At 70.7% G+C, this 16,959-nt stretch carries 11 protein-coding genes and 1 pseudogene; 9 read left to right on the top strand and 3 right to left on the bottom strand.

Features of this window, described 5'->3' with window-relative positions:
• Positions 1 to 158 precede the first annotated feature (158 nt).
• Both OG310_RS16785 and OG310_RS16780 read left to right on the top strand, forming a co-directional pair.
• The gene (locus OG310_RS16785) at positions 159 to 503 is read left to right on the top strand and encodes a PadR family transcriptional regulator (protein WP_329460213.1); all 345 of its coding nucleotides are present in this window, start codon (positions 159 to 161) and stop codon (positions 501 to 503) included.
• Between the two features lie 25 nt (positions 504 to 528).
• Positions 529 to 1,680 (top strand): hypothetical protein, encoded by a 1,152-nt coding sequence (locus tag OG310_RS16780; RefSeq protein WP_329456689.1) that lies wholly within the window; start codon positions 529 to 531, stop codon positions 1,678 to 1,680.
• A gap of 234 nt (positions 1,681 to 1,914) precedes the next feature.
• Here OG310_RS16780 and OG310_RS16775 read toward each other — a convergent pair whose 3' ends face one another.
• A complete protein-coding gene (locus OG310_RS16775; protein ID WP_329456688.1) occupies positions 1,915 to 3,801 on the bottom strand; it encodes a galactose-binding domain-containing protein in 1,887 nt (628 codons plus the stop codon).
• A gap of 1,308 nt (positions 3,802 to 5,109) precedes the next feature.
• Between OG310_RS16775 and OG310_RS16770 the strand changes: the two genes are divergently transcribed.
• The 3 genes from OG310_RS16770 (at position 5,110) to OG310_RS16760 (ending at position 9,680) form a co-directional block, all read left to right on the top strand.
• Entirely contained in the window at positions 5,110 to 6,408 is a 1,299-nt protein-coding gene (locus OG310_RS16770) for a cytochrome P450 (RefSeq protein ID WP_329456687.1), read from the top strand.
• Positions 6,409 to 6,658: 250 nt separating this feature from the next.
• Positions 6,659 to 7,138: a hypothetical protein gene (locus OG310_RS16765; protein WP_329456686.1), complete on the top strand. Its 480-nt coding sequence runs from the start codon at positions 6,659 to 6,661 to the stop codon at positions 7,136 to 7,138.
• Between the two features lie 268 nt (positions 7,139 to 7,406).
• Positions 7,407 to 9,680 (top strand): NEW3 domain-containing protein, encoded by a 2,274-nt coding sequence (locus tag OG310_RS16760; RefSeq protein ID WP_329456685.1) that lies wholly within the window; start codon positions 7,407 to 7,409, stop codon positions 9,678 to 9,680.
• 265 nt (positions 9,681 to 9,945) lie between these two features.
• Here the strand turns inward: OG310_RS16760 and OG310_RS16755 are convergent, their stop codons facing one another.
• Entirely contained in the window at positions 9,946 to 10,677 is a 732-nt protein-coding gene (locus OG310_RS16755) for a TetR/AcrR family transcriptional regulator (RefSeq protein WP_329456684.1), read from the bottom strand.
• Between the two features lie 201 nt (positions 10,678 to 10,878).
• Here OG310_RS16755 and OG310_RS16750 point away from each other — a divergent pair, with 201 nt between their 5' ends.
• The gene (locus OG310_RS16750) at positions 10,879 to 11,136 is read left to right on the top strand and encodes a Smr/MutS family protein (RefSeq protein WP_329456683.1); all 258 of its coding nucleotides are present in this window, start codon (positions 10,879 to 10,881) and stop codon (positions 11,134 to 11,136) included.
• Between the two features lie 156 nt (positions 11,137 to 11,292).
• Here the strand turns inward: OG310_RS16750 and OG310_RS16745 are convergent, their stop codons facing one another.
• The gene (locus OG310_RS16745; RefSeq protein WP_329456682.1) at positions 11,293 to 12,525 is read right to left on the bottom strand and encodes a metallophosphoesterase; all 1,233 of its coding nucleotides are present in this window, start codon (positions 12,523 to 12,525) and stop codon (positions 11,293 to 11,295) included.
• 427 nt (positions 12,526 to 12,952) lie between these two features.
• Between OG310_RS16745 and OG310_RS16740 the strand changes: the two genes are divergently transcribed.
• From OG310_RS16740 to OG310_RS16730, 3 genes and pseudogenes are all read left to right on the top strand, one after another.
• On the top strand, positions 12,953 to 13,546 hold the full coding sequence (locus OG310_RS16740) for a snapalysin family zinc-dependent metalloprotease (protein WP_329456681.1): 594 nt from the start codon (positions 12,953 to 12,955) through the stop codon (positions 13,544 to 13,546).
• 782 nt (positions 13,547 to 14,328) lie between these two features.
• Positions 14,329 to 15,666, top strand: coding sequence for a ricin-type beta-trefoil lectin domain protein (locus OG310_RS16735; protein ID WP_329456680.1), 1,338 nt, complete (start codon positions 14,329 to 14,331; stop codon positions 15,664 to 15,666).
• A 274-nt stretch (positions 15,667 to 15,940) separates the two neighbouring features.
• Positions 15,941 to 16,940, top strand: a pseudogene (locus OG310_RS16730) (tyrosine-type recombinase/integrase); the annotation flags it as partial.
• Positions 16,941 to 16,959 lie beyond the last annotated feature (19 nt).

Below are 16,959 nucleotides of genomic sequence, written 5' to 3'. Positions count from 1 at the left end.
CGCGGACGCTAAGACCTGGTCCTATTCATGTCAACGGTGCGGTCACTCGCGGAGGTGACTTCAGAACAAAGCTTGACGTCCTGAAAACTTTTCGACTCGGGTCCGCGATATATATCGGGAGACAAGATATAGTGGACTCCATGACGACGACCCGTGGCATGACGCAGGCGGCCTTCTTCGTGCTCACCGCACTGGCCGACGAGCCGCGCCATGGGTACGGCATCCTCCAGGAGGTCGACGAACTCTCGGAGGGAAGCGTGCGGTTGCGGGTCGGCACGCTGTACGGGGTGCTCGACCGGCTGTCGGGGGACGGGCTGATAGTGCTCGACCGCGAGGAGGTGCAGCAGGGCAGGCTCCGCCGCTACTACCGGCTCACGGACGAGGGGGCCGCCGCGCTCACCGAGGAGGCGGCGCGGATGGCCGCCGGCGCGCGGGCCGCGACGGAGCGGATGGCCGCGGGCGGCCGCCCCGGGGCGGTACGCCCGGCAGGAGGCACGGCATGACCTGGAGTGCGACGGGGGACACGGGATGACCAGGCCAAGGACCAGCAGGAACACAAGCTCGACCGCGGATCCGAACGCGGCGGGGGACGAGACCACCACGGCCGCCACGACGGCTGGCTCGGCCGCGACCGCCACGATGACGCTGCTGGAGAGACGCTATCGGCGCGTCCTGCGGTTGCTTCCCTCCTCTTACCGCGAGGCGCGAGAAGAGGAGATGGTCGAGACCTATCTGTACGGGTTCGACGACGCCGACCTGGACGAACTGCGCCCGGCCGCAGGCGAGGTGGCCAGCGTCGCGGCGCTCGCGGTCCGTACGCGGCTCGGCGCGGCCGGATCGCCGGCCGGGTACGCGGCGCTCGGCCGGGCGGTGCGGATGTTCGCCGTCTGCGGGGTGCTGCTCCTGGCGGCCCAGGCGCTGACGGAACGGGTGCTGACGCTCGTCTGGGCGCAGAGCTCGGCCACCGGCCAGGCCCTGTTCGTCACCGGCTTCACCGGCCACGGTTGGGTCTCCGGCACGCGCGAAGTCGCATTGTGGACGCTGCCGTTGCTGTGGACGGCGGCATACGGGGCACTCGCCCGCGACCAACGCCGGGCGGCGCGGCGATTGGTTGTTCTCGCGTCGCTTCCCGACACGCTGGCGCTCGTGAGCGGCACGGACGACGCCGCCGACCTGGCGCTGCTGACGGTGTCCGGGGCGGTGTTCGCCTGGCTGACGGTCGCAGGGGTGTACGCCGGATTTCACAGTGACGCACCCCCGGCGCGCCTCCCCGGTATCCCGTCGGGCCTCGCGCTCATGGCGACCTGTGTCGCGATAGGCGCCGCGACGGTCGCCTGGCCCACGGGCGCCGACCCCCAGTGGGCGACGGGCGCGGTGTACGTCCTCGGAGCGAGCGCCTACCTGGTGGCGACCCGTCGCGAACGCGGCGACCCAGCCCCGCTACTGGCGCTGGCGGCAGTCGGCGTGCTGATGCTGTGCCTGCGCGCCGCCATGCTGTCCCTGCTGCTCCGGCTCGCGGCCCCCGGGGCGATGACCCTGGGCAACGTGATCCTGCTGGCGGCGGTCGTCGCGACGACGGTGACCCTGACGGTGCTGGGTGTGCGGTCCCTGCGGTCCGCCGGGCCCGCGGGACACGGCCGTTCGCCGGGGCACGGCGGGACGTCGGAGGGCCTCACGTAGGAACGCATCGAGGACTCACGTCAGGGGAGCTGAGCCGGCCGCCCCTGTCGGAGAACGGGGCCCGGACCGGACGGGGGTCTGCCCGGGTACTCCGTTGTCCCGCGTCCCCGGCCTCTGCCCACCTGCTTCCCCTTCGTGGTGGGCGGGGAGCGGGGAACGGAGCGAGACGCCCGTCGGACCGTCGTGGGATCGGCTGTCCGACGGGCGCCCGCGAAGGTCGCGTCGTCCGACCGCTCAGGAACCGTAGACCTGGAACTCCCAGAGAGAGTCGCCGTACTGGGTGGCACGGCCGGTGCAGTTCACGCGTACATAGCGGCCGGAGCCGGTGACCGGGACCGTCTGTACACCACCGGTGCTGGTCGTCGTGGAGTAGACGGTGGTCCACGACGTGCCGTTGGTGGACGTCTGGATCTGGTAGCCGGTGGCGTACGCGGCCTCCCAGTTCAGTGCGACCTTGCTGAGCGTGTGCGTCGCGCCGAGGTCGACCTGGAGCCACTGCGGGTCGGAGAAGCCGCTGGACCAACGGGTGTTGGTGTTGCCGTCCACGGCATTGGCGGCGACGAAGCTCGAGTTCTCGGAAGAGGAGGCGGTGGCGGGCTTCCCCTGCGACAGGAGGGTGCCGCCGCCGGGGTCACCCGTGCCGCCGCCGCTGGACGGACTGCCGTAGAGCGCCAGTTCGTAGAGCGAATCGCCCCATTGGGAGGCTCTGGAGGTGGCGTAGACGCGTACGTATCTGCCGGAGCCGGAGAGGGCGGTGTCCTGGAGGTCCGCAGGACTGTTGCTGTTGCTGTAGATCGTTCTCCAGTTGGTCCCGTCGTCGGACGTCTGCAACTGGTACGCCGACGCGGAGGCGGCTTCCCAGGTCAGGGTCGCATGGGAGAGGTTGTACGACTGCCCGAGGTCGACCTGGAGCCACTGCGGGTCGGAGAACCCGCTCGACCAGCGGGAGGTGATGTTGCCATCGGTGGCATTGGAGGCGGGGAAGTCGGCACTCTCCGTGGAGGACGCGGTGGTCGGCTTGCCCTGGGCGATGTTGGCACCGAGCCCCGCGTTGCCGGCGGGGGCCTTGTTGTAGACGGCGACGTAGTCGATGTTCATCTGGCCGCCGGAGACGGTGTTCGCGTTCGGCCCGCCGCCGAAGGCGCCGGGGAAACCGCCGCCCATGGCCAGGTCGAAGATGATGTAGTACGAGTGGTCGACGGCGTTCGCCCAGGCGGTGGCGTCGACCTGGTCGGATCGCAGGGTGAAGTAGTTGGCGCCGTCCAGGTACCAGCGGATCTGCTCGGGTGAGGTCGAGCGGTCGACCTCCACCGCGTAGGTGTGGTAGCCGGTCTGGCAGCCGGCGCAGGCGTGTTCGCCGCTGCCCACACCACTGCTCTCGTTGCAGGGGCCGCCGGGGCTGACCCCGCAGTGCAGGGTGCCGAAGACGGAGCTGCGGCCGTTGACGTCCTCCAGGATGTCGACCTCGCCGGAGCCCGGCCAGGGCACGCCGACCCGCAGCGGTGAACCGAGCATCCAGAACGCGGGCCAGTAGCCGGCGCCGTTGGCCGTGGTCACGTTGGGCTGCTGGATCGACGCCTGCATCCGTACGACCCCGCCGGGCTGTGCGCCGAACCCGTCGGCCTGCGTCTCGACGCGACCGGACGTCCAGCCGGCGTTGGGATCGGTACCGGAGTGCAGGGCCTTGAGCACCAGATGGCCGTTGCCGTCCTGGTAGACGTTGGACGTGCTGTTGGTCATCGTCTCGATCTCACCGGTGCCGAAGGTCCAGCCCTCGCCGGCGTCGTACCGCCAGTTCCCGGTGTCCAGGCCGGTGTTGGCGGGCCCGTTGAAGTCGTCGCTCCAGGTGGTGGTGAACCCGGTGGGGGCCGCGGGCACGGCGGCCGGGGCGGCGGCCGCCTTCGGGGCGGCTGCCCGGGACGCGGCGGTCTTCTGCGCGGTGGCCGGGGATGCGGTCTTCTGCGCCGGGGACGTATTGCGGGCGGACTGAGCGGGGTGGGTGGTGCCCGTCGGCTGTGCCGATGCGGCGGGTGAGCCGGCGAACGCGACGGCCGCGGCCGCGACGACCGCTAACAGCCCACCGGCCAGACGTCTCTGCCGGCGCTTGGGTCTGAACGACATCCTTACTCCTTCACCTCATGGGGGTGCACGGTTACCGAACCCGTGGGGCGCGGTAACCGGAACAGGGGGAGCTGAGAGCGCTCTCAGGAGAATCGACCCGGCTCGTACCACTGTCAAGAGAAGGAACAGCGCCGCTTTCGACCGGCTGCCGCACCCACGCGGTGCACCGGCCGGGGACCGCGCACGCAGGGCGCGGGGTGACGCGCGTAGGTCCCCGGATGCTGGTGTGCGGACCTCACCGATCGAGCGTGCAGGCCCGGCCGGTGGACGCGCGTAGGTCCAGCGGACCGATGCGCGCGGGCCCGCTGATCGAGGCGTGTGGTGCCTGATCGACGGGCGGGCCGCCGACCGACGGGCGTGGTCCCCGATCGAGGCGCGCGGGTCGTTGCGGTTCGGCGGGTGTCGGCGGAGGCGTCCGGGTGGCGGGCCGCGGACGGGCCGGGAGGTGCGGCGGGAGGGCGCTTCGGTGTCCGGGCCGGCGGGCGTGCGCGCAGAGCGTTCCGGCGCCCCATCGCCGCGTGCGGACCGGTCGGCGTGAACCGTACGAAGACCCGGGATACCGGACAACTCCGGGGATCCGTAGGCTGACCGGACCGGAAGCGGACCGTGGGGGGCATCGGGACGCGGCGGGAGCGGAGACCGTGGTGGTGCGCGCGGGGGCGCGGCGCAGCCCCGTGGCCTCGACGTGCCGGCCGCGGACCCCGACGGGCCTCTCCGTGACGCGGGAACCTGCGAGCCGAACTGGGGGGACAGTGAGCGTGGCGCACACCCGTCCTCGTGGAACAGGTGGACGCCGGAGCCCGTGGCCCGGTGGACGGCGCGAGCAACGCAGAGGCCCGCGGCCGTCCCTCCGGTCGGCCCTCGCGCCGGCCCGCGGCAACGACGTCGTTCGATCCACCTCACAGATGCGAGTAGGCATACATGCCGATACCTCCGATACGTTCTCTCCGCCCCACGCGTTCCCTCCGTATCAAGAAGGCCGGGCACGGCGGCTCTCCTTCGGCGCCCTCGGCGCCGACCGCGCCCGCTAGTTCGGCCGGGGCCGGTGCCAGTACCGCTGCCGCCACCGTGGCTGTTTCCGGCCCGTCCGCACCACAACCCGCCGCCGCCACCGCCACAGCTTCCACAGCTTCCGCGGCTTCCGCCTTCGCCGGCCCTTCCCCTGCTTCCCCTTCGTCCCCACCTTCCGCACCTTCCTCTCCCAGCGGCTCCACCCGCGCCCCCGGTTCCGCCGCGCCCGCCGGCCGTCCGGACAGCAGCCCCGCGGAGGCGGACGGCCCCAGCGGCCCCGACCGCCCCGCCCGTTCGGTGCGCTCGGCCCGTACGGCCGTAACCGCCTGGCTGGCGCGCCGCTACTTCTCGCGGCTCCGGCGCAAGGGCACCGGCCTTGACCTCTCCACGCTGTCGAAGCTCCCTGACGCCGCCCTCCTGCCCCTGCGCCGCGAAGGCCTCGACCCGCTCCCCGAACTCGGTGCGCTGCGTGAGCGGGAACCCGTCAGCAGGCTCCCCGTTCCCGGCATGACGGTCTGGCTCGTCTCCAGTTACGACGAGGCCCGCCAGGTCCTCGGCGACGCCCGCGCGTTCAGCAACGACTTCGCGCACCTCATCGGACGCAGCGGCGTCGACGAGCACCACGAGCCGGGCGGTCTGGGCTTCACGGACCCGCCGGACCACACGCATCTGCGGCGGCTGCTCACCCCCGAGTTCACGATGCGGCGCCTGGGCCGCCTCGCTCCCCGCATCCACGCCATCGTCGAGGAGCGGCTGGCGGCGCTGTCCGACGCGGCGGGGCCGGACGGCACGGTCGACTTCATCGAGCACTTCGCGATGCCGGTCCCGGCGCTGGTCATCTGTGAACTCCTGGGCGTGCCCTACGAGGAACGGGACGCCTTCCAGCGGTTCTCGGTCGCGCGGTTCGACGTCCTCGGCGGAGTCGGCGCGTCGTTCGGAGCGATCACGGAGTCCCGCAACTACCTGCGCGGCGTGATCGAACAGCAGCGCCGCGATCCCGGTGACGGTCTGCTCGGCATGCTCGTACGGGAACACGGGGACAAGGTCACCGACGAGGAACTCACCGGTCTCGCCGACGGTGTCCTCACCGGCGGGCTGGAGACCACCGCGAGCATGCTCGGCCTCGGCACGCTCATCATGCTGCAGGACCGCGAGCACCTCACGGCCCTGCGCGACGCGCCCGACCCGGCGGCGGTCGCCGGACCGTTCGTCGACGAACTCCTGCGTCATCTCACGGTGGTGCAGACGGCGTTCCCCCGGTTCGCCCGCGAGGACAACGAGATCGGCGGCGTACAGATAGCCGAGGGCGACATCGTCATCGTCTCCCTCAGCGCCGCCGACCGCGACCCGCGCCTCGGGCCGGACATGGACACCTTCGACCCGAGCCGCCCGCCCGCCTCGCCCCACCTGGCCTTCGGCTACGGCATCCACCGCTGCGTCGGCGCGGAACTGGGCAGGATGGAACTCCGCGCGGCCTTCCCGCAACTGGTCAGCCGTTTCCCGGAGATGCGGCTCGCGGTCGAGCCCAGGGACCTGGCGTTCCGGAAGGTGTCGATCGTCTACGGGGTCGACGCACTGCCGGTCCACCTGCGCTGAGCCGCCATATCGAGTACTGCCCGGGTCCGTGGCTGTCCGGGGGCAAGCGCCGTTCGGATCCGTGGCTGCCTGGAGGCAGGGGCCGTCGGGACCCGGAACTGTCCGCGACCGGGGCGGTCGGCCTCGGAGCCGCCGGGCCCGCCGCTCGTCCTGGACCGGGCCCGCCGCTCGTCCGGGCCGGGCCCGGGGCCGCCCGGGTCCGGACGAGCGGCGGGGTGCCCATGCCGCGATCGAGCTGAGGGGCAGAACCGTGACAGCCGTCGAGTTTCTCGTCCAATGGGTGTCCACCGGGCACCTGCTCGGGTTCGGTACCGGTTGTCCGCTGACTGAGATCGATGAGCTGCTGCCGCTGGATTTCACTCAGGAGTCAGCGGGCAGGAACTGGCTTCGCAGGGATTACGGGCTACTCGCTCTGGACTGCTTCGGTGGCCCGGCCTGGACGCTGGGAGGCGCGTCCCTGGAGCTTCACCGGATTCCCGCCCAGCCGGGGATCGTTGTGGAGTGGTGCCGGGTCACCGGGGTGTCCTTCCCCCGCTTCATGCCGTGGCGCGACCTCGCGGATGCCGTCGCCCGGCGCCCGGACGTGCCCGTTCGCACCCGGTCCGAGCAGGGCGACTTCACGGAGTACCGGTTCGCGGCCGGCCCCGTGAAGGTCGTCGTGGTGGCGGCGGAGGACGAGCGCGGGGACTGGCCGGGGCAGGGCGACATCTGGAGCGTGCATCTCGGCTGACGACCGGAGCGGACGCGCGGGCGAGTGCCTCCGACGTCTCTCCCGGCGTGCTTTCCCCGTCCTGCCGCACGTCGTGGGTGCGGGCCGGGCGGACAGGCACCCTTGACATGGATCTGACCAGTTGGTGATATCTGAAGGATCGCGTTCGATTGTGTTCACTTCGCAGTCGATTTTGAGCCGCTGATCGCCTACCGGCACGAACACCCGCTGGACCAGACCCGATTGTGTGCTGCCGCGCCGTCGTGGCGCGGCCGTGGAGGACGTCTCAATGAAGAGATCCGTACGTGGCCTGCTGGCCGCGTTCACCGGGGGACTACTGCTCGTCGCGGGTCTGACCGCGACCAGCGCACCGGCGGCCGACGCCGCGGACAACGGCGCCGGCGCGAGACCCGCGTTGGGCTGGAGCAGTTGGAGCGCCGTCCGTAAGAACCCGACAGCGCAGAACATCGAGGCGGCCGCCAGGGCGATGAAGAGCAGCGGCCTCTCCAAGGAGGGCTACGTCTACGTCAACGTCGACGACTTCTGGTACCACTGCCCGGGAAGCCAGGGCCCGGACGTGGACCAGTACGGCCGCTGGGTCACCGACGAGACGAAGTTCCCGCCGAAGGGAGGCGAGGACGGCGTCCAGGTCGTCGCCGACTACGTGCACTCCCTGGGGCTGAAGTTCGGCCTGTACGTGACGCCCGGCATTTCGCACCAGGCCGTCGCGCGGAACACCGCGATCAAGGGCACGACCTACCACGCCGACGACATCGCCACGTCCGCCGCGGAGAGCAACTACAACTGCGGCGGCATGGTCGGAATCGACTACACCAAGCCCGGGGCGCAGGCCTTCGTGGACTCGTGGGCCGGCCAGTTCGCCGGCTGGGGAGTCGACTACCTCAAGATCGACGGCGTCGGCACGCCGGACGTCCAGGACGTACGGGCCTGGTCGAGCGCCCTGAAGCGGACCGGGCGCCCGATCCATCTGGAACTGTCCAACAGCCTCGACATCAACAACGCCGCGACCTGGGCGGACCTCGCGGACGGCTGGCGCACGGGCGGCGACGTCGAGTGCTACTGCGGCAAGGACGACAGCAGCTTCCCGCTGACCTCGTGGGGGTCGGTCTCCACACGGTTCGACCAGGCCGCGGCCTGGGCCCCGTACGGCGGCCCCGGCGGGTTCAACGACTACGACTCGCTCGAAGTCGGCAACGGCGCGAACGACGGCCTGACCCTCGACGAACGCAAGACGCAGACGAGTCTGTGGTCACTGGCTTCGTCGCCGCTGATGCTCGGCACGGACCTCACCCATCTCGACCCGACCGACCTCGCCCTGCTGAAGAACGCCGACGTCCTGTCCGTCGACCAGGACGGTATCGACGCGAAGCGGCTCGCCCACGACGCCACCTCGCAGGTGTTCGCGAAGAGGGAGAAGAACGGCGACGCCCTCGTCGGCCTGTTCAACACGGGCCTCCAGACCCGCTCCGTGTCCACCACCGCCGCGGCCCTCGGGCTGCCCGCCGCCTCCGACTACTCCCTGCGGGACCTGTGGACCCGGGGAAGCAGCGAGTCGACGGGCACCATCGCGGCCGACGTCCCGTCGCACGGCGTGGCCCTGTTCCGTGTCCACCCGCTCGACCACACCGCCCCCGCGACCAGGCCGGACACCGCGGTGGCCGTGAGCTGGTCCGCGCCGTCCGCGCCGACCGCCGACGGCACGCCGTACACGGTCACCACGACCTTCTCCGACAACGGCTCAAGCCCCGTCAGGAACGTCGACCTCAAGCTGACCCCGTCGGCCGGTGTGACGGCGGTCCCGACCTCCGCGACCACCGTGCGTGAGGTGCGGGCCGGCGCTACGGCGACGGGCACCTACCTGGTCACGATCCCGGCGTCCACCGATCTGTTCACCTCCGGCTCGGTCGACGCGACCGCCACGTACAGATACCTGCCGGCCGTCCGTGCACAGGACTCGGCCGGCGCCACGGTCACCGTCGACAGGCCGGTGGGGGCGCCGTACACGACGTTCTCCTCGACCAGCGCCGACTTCAGCCGCCTCGGCACCCGGCTCGGCATCCGCGCGCAGGGAGCCGACCTCTACAACGGCATCAACGAGTACGGCGCGCTGTACCTGCCGGGAGCCGAACACGACGGTTCGACGACCACGGTGAAGATCGACTCCCAGTCGGACACCGACGTCTGGGCGAAGACGGGTCTCATGGCCCGCAACGACATCACCGACGCCGACGGCTCACCCGGCTTCGCGATCCTGGTGGAGACACCCGGCCACGGGTACCTCCTCGACTCGGACAGCGACGGTGACGGCCACCTCGACACAGAGAGCGCGGCCGGCACGACGACGTATCCCTCGTGGCTGAAACTGGTGCGCAACGGCACCACGTTCAGCGGCTACTACTCCACCGACGGCACCACGTGGAACGCCGTAGGCACCGCCGACGTCCCGACAGCGGCGGCCACCCAGGACGTCGGCATCTTCGCCACCTCGCACAACCCGGGCACCACCGGTGAGGTCGACTTCGACGACCTGACCACCGAGTAGCGTCCGCCCGGCGGCCGGTGGGTCTTCGCGCATCCGTGAGGAGCCACCGGCTGGCGCCGCCCTCTGCGCGGTGTGAAGACAACGTGCGCGGGACGTCGCTGCCGATGACGCCCGCGAACGAAAACGAAGGGGACGGATCCGCGGAAGGGCAGGCCGGCGCCGGCGAAAGCTGCCGCCGTGCCGTCCTTGAGGAACGATGGGCCGGTCCGTGGCGTCCTTGAGGAACGATGGGCCGGTCGAGCCCGAAGAAGAACGACGGTTCGGGTCAGTCGAGCCCGAAGGTGTCGGCGAGCGTGTTCATCTCCACCTCAAGCAGCGTGCCCGGCTTGTGGCCCATGCCGCTGAACTGTCCCGCGACGTCCAGACTCACCACTCCGTGCATACGGGTCCACGCCATGACGGACCCGGCCAGCGCGGGGCCCGCGCGGTCCTCGCCGTCCGGTGCCGTGACGTACTCCGCCACCCAGTCGGCGACCGTCCGGTCCTCGCGTGCCCACACGGTCATCTGCTCGACGAGCGGCAGGACCGCGGGGCCGGGCCGCGTGGACTCGAAGACGCGCAGGAACGGCCCGAGCGCCGCTCGCGCCTGCAGGAGAGTGTCCGATGGGGCCGTGTAACCGGGCAGCGGTGATCCGGCGATCAGCAGGTAGCGGTGGGGCTGCCGCACGGCCCACGCCCGCGCGGCACCTGCCAGGGACAGCAGGCGATGGCGCGGGGTGTACTTCGCTGACTCCTCCGCCGCAGTGGCGACGGCCGCGGCAAGGGCCTCGTACGCGTCGCCGATGAGGGAACCGAGCAGGTCGTCCCGGCCGGCGAAGTAGCGGTACAGGGCGGGGCCGGAGAGTCCGAGCTCCTTGGCGATCCGCGTGAGGGCGATCGCCGGAATGCCGCCCGCGGCCAGCTGGCGCAGGGAGACCTCCTTGATCTCCCCGCGGGTCTGCTCCCGGTAGCGGGCCCGCGGTCCTGTCGTCCTCGTCGCTCCCGCGGTCTCTTCCATGCGATGCATCGTGGCCCGCGTTATTGTGTCTCACTTTTGTGAGCGGCTTCGTCGGACTTGGGCGCTACCCGCGCGTGCGCCGGAGCAGGGAGCCGCAGGGAACTTGGGACAACTGCAAGGGCCTGGGAAAACCGGCCGTAGGCTGGGCGGAACGAAGCCGTGCGGTGATCCGCGGCGCGTGACTCAACTGGAGGGGGCGCGATGCTCACGGTGGATCTCCATCCGATCTTCCGCAACAACCGCGACATCGAAGTCGCTCTCCGCCAGGCGATGTTCCAGGCCAAAGCGACGGGTGAGACCACGGTCGAGATCATTCCGGGCAAGGGGTCGGGGAAGTTGCGGGGACGCGTCGTCGCCTTCCTGAACCAGCCCCACATGCGCAAGCTGTACGAGCGTTTCGAGATCGCCCAAGGCAACGAGGGGCGGATCCTCGTGCACTTCGCAAGCCGGCGGGACTGACCTCAAGGACCGTCGGTTCTGCTGTCCGAGCCCTTCTCTGGCGAGATCCGTTCTACGGAGTTGGTCGGACGGACCCGACGACGGCAGGGCCCTGCCGACCGAAAGCCCGGGCCCTGCCGGCCGAGCCCGGCCGAAAGCCCGGGCGTCACCCCGCGGTCACCTGTCGTCGACCCCCGTGCCCGCCGTCGAGTTCGTGGCGTCTGAGGTGTCTGTGGCGTCCGTGGCGTTTGAGGTGTCCGTGGCCGTCTCTTCAGTGCGCTCTGAGGTGGGCCCCTCGCTGCCCGGCCGCAGGGTGAGCAGCGTGATCTCGCTCGGTGCGAAGACACGGAACGGCGGCCCCCAGAAGCCGGTGCCCCGGCTGGTGTAGAGCTGCGTGCGCTCGCCGTGCCGGCTCAGGCCGTGCACCACCGGCTGATCGATGCGGACCAGGAAGTTGAACGGCCAGATCTGGCCGCCGTGCGTGTGCCCGGAGACCTGCAGATCGATGCCGGCCGCAGCGGCCTGCCCGACGTACTTGGGCTGGTGGGCGACGAGCAGGACCGGCCGTTCCGGATTCGCCCCCGCCAGCGCGCCCGTCAGGTTCGCACGGTGTCCGGCCACGCCGGAGGACTCGGCGGTCACGTCGTCCACGCCGGCCAGGACAAGGAGGTCACCTCCGCGCTCCACCACGACATGGCGGTTGTGCAGCGGCTCCCAGCCCAGTTGCGCCATGCGATCCAGCCAGCCCTGAGCCTCTCCGAAGTACTCGTGGTTCCCCGTGACATAGACCTTCGCGAGCCGCGACCGGATCGTCCCGAGCGGCTCGGACTGCCCGTGGCGCTGGGCGGGGGTCCCGTCCGCGATGTCACCCGCGTGGACCACGATGTCCGGGTCGAGCGCGTTGACAGCCTCGGCGACCCTCGCCGACCAGTCGGCCCGGTCGATCGGCCCGAAGTGGGTGTCCGCCAGCACCACGACACGGGTGCCGGCCAGACCTGTGCCGAGCCGCGGGACGCGCACGTCCAGCCGCTTCACCCGGGGCACGCGCATGGCCTCGTGGTGTCCCCATGCCAGCAGCACGGCGGAGACCACGGCGACGGCCACGGCAATGCTCCGGGCCGGTTCGGCGCCACCGAGGCCGAACGCGATCAGCACGAGGTGCGCCAGGCCGCCCAGCACCGACCAGGTGAACAGCACCCAGATCATCCCGAGGGAGCTGTCCGCGATGCGGGCCGCCCGGTCGGCCCGACGCCGCCCGTGACCCGCGCCCATGAGGAAGGGGAAGGAGGCCAGCCAAGCGGCGAAGACGACCGTGCCGGAGAGGAAGACCGGCAACGGCCAGTCGGCGCCGGAGGCGAACAGCGTCCACCAGGGCAGGAAGAAGAGCATCGCGAGGACGAGCAGGACCACGGTCCCGCCCAGTCGTCGACGCAGGGACCGCCGAGGACGCGGTTCGCCTTCCTCGGACACGGGGTCAGGTGCGGGCTCCGCCCCGTCCACGGCCGCAGCGGCCGCGGTGCTCTCCTGCCCCCCACCGCGTGGCCGGAGGTCCGACTCCGCCCGGATGGATTCGCTGTCTGTCACTACGCTGCCCCTCACGTTCGCGCGCACCCGTCAGCACCCATCGTCCGTCACACGGCGCCCAGGGAACCACCCGAACCCCGTGGGGGCCTCGTCAGGCAGGCTGCCCGTGACGCACAGGACGCGGCACAAAAGATCACGGCTGTGGGTGATCTCCATCAACTGCCCTTGTATGAGGCCTACTTGTGGCGTCCGCTGATGGCGTGGTGCCCTTGTGGCTCACAGGCACCCGACGTCAGGGAGGGGAACGAGGCTCATGATCAAGCGGATAGCAGCCGTGGCGGCACTGATCCCGGCCATGCTGGGCGCCGCGTCCGGTGCGGCTTTGGCGCACCCGGCGCCGAAGACGACGGCAGCGGTGGTCACTTTGACCTACGACGCCAGCCGAGCAGGACAGTGGGCGGGCGCGATCACGCAAGGCGCGAAGAACTGGAACGCCGCAGAACACAACGTGCGCCTGCAGCCCGCGAGTTCGCCTGGATCTGCCAACTTCGTCTACGTGGCGACCAGTGGCTGGCCCCAGACGACGCTCGGGCCGATCGTCCCGGGAGGCAGCAGAGGGCAGGTGCAACTGGGCCAGGAAGCGGTCGATGAGGGCTACGACATGACCCGGATCGCGGCGCACGAGACCGGGCACATCCTCGGGCTGCCTGACGACTACACCGGTCCGTGCTCGGAGTTGATGTCCGGCCACGGTCCCGGTACGTCGTGCACCGACGCCAAGCCGAGCGCGGCAGAGGCGGCGAAGGTCGACCGGAACTACGCGGGTGGCCAGGCGGCGTTGAGCCCGAAGCAGCACCGGATCGTGATCGACGTCTGGCAGGCGCCGGTCCTCGCCGACGCGCGCTGACGGGCACCCGGAACCAGGCAGGACATCTGCGACCAGGCAGGACGCCCGCGATCAGGTGGGACGCCCGCTACCAAGCGGGACGCCAGGGACCCAGGCAGGACGCCAGGAACCCAGGCAGGACGGCCGGGTGCTTCCCACTGGGGCACATACGCGGAGAGCCCCGTGGAAGGCGCCGGGAGGCGGGGCTTTCCGTGTCGCGCCCGGTGGGAGCGGCGACGAAGGACGCGGGGTCCTTCCTGGTGCGGCGAGGGACGTTGGATCGTCCACCGCCGGCATGAGCCGGGTGAGCGGGCGGCTCGCGGCCGGTGGAAGACGTCGAGTGGCGCGTACTCCCGTCGGATGGCTGCCGGTGAGTTCCGTCGTACGTCGCGCGATGCCGTTCGGGGAGTGGTCGTACCCCTCGCGGACGGCGAATGCGACCCGGGGCAGTGGTCGTCGGCGAGAGCGGCTGCTCGGTGCCGTGACGGACCAAGGGTTCTCGGTCGCCGCGAGAATCTCGCGGAACGGCGGTCGCGGACAGGGACGAGGCGGGTCGGCCGGGGTAGCCGTGAGACCGGTGAAACGGGGGTTGCCGAGTGCCCGGAGTTCGGGTGCTCCGTGACGGCAAAAAGCGCCGACCGTCTTGTCGAATGTCGGGCCGATCGACAAGCTGTGTCCATGACAAGGTCCCGTGTCTGTCCTGCCGGGCCGGCTGACGTCCGTCGGCATCGTGCGCCCAGTGGTGCCCCGCCGGAGGCATAGCGGACACGCGGCATCCTGCCCTTTCCCCGGAGGTCGGACACATGCGCTTCAATCGTGCAAGACCGCAGCTCGACAGGTGGAAGAGAACGCTCAAGCTGGTTCCTGTGGTCGCGCTCACGGTGGCGGCCACCGCCGTCGCGACAGCGGACGCAGGGGCGGCAGTGCCCCCGACGCCGTCGGGCTTCACGCTCACCTGGAGCGACGACTTCAACGGCGCGTCCGGCACCGGTATCGACCAGAGCCAGTGGAAGTACGACACCGGGCCGGGCAGCAATTTCGGCACCGGCGAGATCGAGACCATGACCAGCAGCACGTCGAATGTCTTCCACGACGGCCAGGGTCACCTGGTGCTCCAGGCCCAGCACTCCGGTTCCGACCCGCGGGCCGGATGGACGTCCGGGCGCGTGGAGACCCAGGCGGCAACCTTCGGCGCTCCGGCCGGCGGAGTCGTACGCATCGAGTCGGTCCTCCAGCAGCCCAACGTCAGCACCGCCAACGGTGCGGGCTACTGGCCGGCCTTCTGGATGCTCGGCGCACCGCTGCGGGCCGGTGTGTCCTGGCCGAAGTCCGGTGAGGTCGACATCATGGAGGACATCAACGGCCGCAGCTCCGACTTCAGCACCATCCACTGCGGGGTGAGCCCGGGCGGGCCGTGCAACGAATCGACCGGCATCGGCTCGGGTGAGCGGGCCTGTTCCGGTTGCCAGACCGGCTTCCACGACTACGCGGCGGAGATCGACCGCTCGGTGTCGCCGGAGCAGATCCGGTTCTACCTCGACGGGAACAACTTCTTCACCGTCAAAGCCAACCAGGTGGACGCGACGACCTGGTCCGACGCGATCGATCACCCGTTCTTCATCATCTACGACCTGGCGATGGGCGGCGGCTTCCCGGACGCCTTCGGTGGCGGCCCGAACGCGGCCACGGTCTCCGGCGGCAAGATGGTGATCGATTCGGTGGCCGTCTACAACAAGGCACCCGGCTCCGGGGGCGGCGGTTCGGGGACGATCGCCGGCCCGGGCGGCAAGTGCGTGGACGTGGCCGGGGACGACACCGGCGGCGACGGCACCGCGGTCCAGCTGTGGGACTGCCAGTCGGCGGCCCAGGACCAGCACTGGACCTGGAGCGGCCAGACCCTGCGGACCCTCGGCAGGTGCCTGGACATCGCCGGCGGCAACAGTGCCGCGGGTACGAAGCTCCAGCTCGCCACGTGCAACGGCGGGGGTTACCAGAACTGGGTCGCCAACGCCGACGGCTCGATGTCCAACCCGACCACCGGCCGGTGCATCGACTCGCCGTCGGGTGCCACCGCGAACGGTACGCGGCTGCAGATCTGGGACTGCAACGGCTCCGCGGCCCAGAAGTTCGCCGTGCGATGAGAGTCAAGACGCTGTCGGCTGTCACCGTAAACCGCTCGGGGACCGGTGGGAAGGCGGACGCGAGTTGGACCCGCACGGCACCGACCCGCACGGCACCGACCCGCACCGTATCGACCCGCAACGGCTGATCGCGCTCGGCACGGTCGGCCGAAGCGGTACGGAGGGGGCCGGCCGGTCTCGTTAAGACTCCGGATGAGACCGCGCCGTCGTGGGAACGTCGAAGGGCCCCACCGCGACCGGTGGGGCCCTTCGACGCTATGCCCGGTGAGAGCATGAGCCGGGCTTCTGCCCTCAGAAGATCAACACCCGACGCGAGACGAAGAACGCCAAGTCCCGGGCGGGCCAGAGGCCCATTGGCGTGCCCGACGAGCTGCTCCAGCTACTCCGGCAGCATCGCGAGGAGCAGGCCCACGAGCGAGCTCGGGCGCGTGACTTGTGGAGGGAGAGGGGTACGTGTTCACCTCACCCACCGGCGAGCCCTTGAACCCGAACACGGACTACCACAAGTGGAAGGAGCTATTGAAGGCCGCTGGCGTTCGTGATGCCCGTCTTCACGACGCCCGCCACACCGCGGCCACTGTCCTGCTCATCCTCGGCGTCTCCGATGCGATCGTCGACTCCATCATGGGCTGGGAACCTGGCAAGTCCGCCCGGATGCGACGCCGCTACCAGCACCTGACCAGCCGCGTCCTCAAGGACACCGCCGCCAAGGTGGGCGGCCTCTTGTGGGGCACGGACGAGACCGTGGGAAGCGCTGCGCCGGGTGCCGGCCAGAGTCCCGTTCCCGCCGAACTGGTGGTTCACGTCGCCTACCTGGGCGGGCGTCGTGTGCCTTTCCTCCACCGCGAGCACGCCGAAGAGGTCGTCGGACGTTGGAGCGAGGACTGGCCCGACCACACCGCCGGGGTCGAGGAATGGGACCGCTGGCGCTGGGAGCACCAGTGCCCCAGCGGCACGAGCGCTATCCGCGACCGCGTGCCGGAGCGGGCCTTGGTCTTCCAAGCACGGGCCTTGTTCCTCCCCGGTGGGGAACGCACAGCGACTGGACTCCCTGAGCAGTGGTCGGTACCGGCCTGGGACTTCGAGACCGACCGCTACACCGACCGGGCCTCGGCCTGGCGCACGGCCCGACGACCCGGTCAGGCCAGGAGGTCGAGGCCCAGGTGCGAGGCACGGACAAGGACGCCGTGGAGGCGGCCTTCGCTGAGGCTTGTGCACAGGCTGCGGACCGCGCTCGGAACCCGGGGAAGTACGGCGACATCGACGAGTGGTAGGGGGACGATGAGCAGACCA

Origin of the sequence: Streptomyces sp. NBC_01497 (assembly GCF_036250695.1) — a bacterium.
Lineage (GTDB): Bacteria > Actinomycetota > Actinomycetes > Streptomycetales > Streptomycetaceae > Streptomyces.
Note: the sequence above shows the minus strand (reverse complement) of the source record. Positions and strands in the feature narration are given on the sequence as shown.

Excerpts from the sequence above, each read along its gene's own strand:
- OG310_RS16735 (WP_329456680.1), top strand. The coding sequence starts at position 14,329 with ATGCGCTTCAATCGTGCAAGACCGCAGCTCGACAGGTGGAAGAGAACG.
- OG310_RS16750 (WP_329456683.1), top strand. The coding sequence starts at position 10,879 with ATGCTCACGGTGGATCTCCATCCGATCTTCCGCAACAACCGCGACATC.
- OG310_RS16740 (WP_329456681.1), top strand. The coding sequence starts at position 12,953 with ATGATCAAGCGGATAGCAGCCGTGGCGGCACTGATCCCGGCCATGCTG.
- OG310_RS16775 (WP_329456688.1), bottom strand. The coding sequence starts at position 3,801 with ATGTCGTTCAGACCCAAGCGCCGGCAGAGACGTCTGGCCGGTGGGCTG.
- OG310_RS16785 (WP_329460213.1), top strand. The coding sequence starts at position 159 with ATGACGCAGGCGGCCTTCTTCGTGCTCACCGCACTGGCCGACGAGCCG.
- OG310_RS16780 (WP_329456689.1), top strand. The coding sequence starts at position 529 with ATGACCAGGCCAAGGACCAGCAGGAACACAAGCTCGACCGCGGATCCG.
- OG310_RS16755 (WP_329456684.1), bottom strand. The coding sequence starts at position 10,677 with ATGGAAGAGACCGCGGGAGCGACGAGGACGACAGGACCGCGGGCCCGC.
- OG310_RS16760 (WP_329456685.1), top strand. The coding sequence starts at position 7,407 with ATGAAGAGATCCGTACGTGGCCTGCTGGCCGCGTTCACCGGGGGACTA.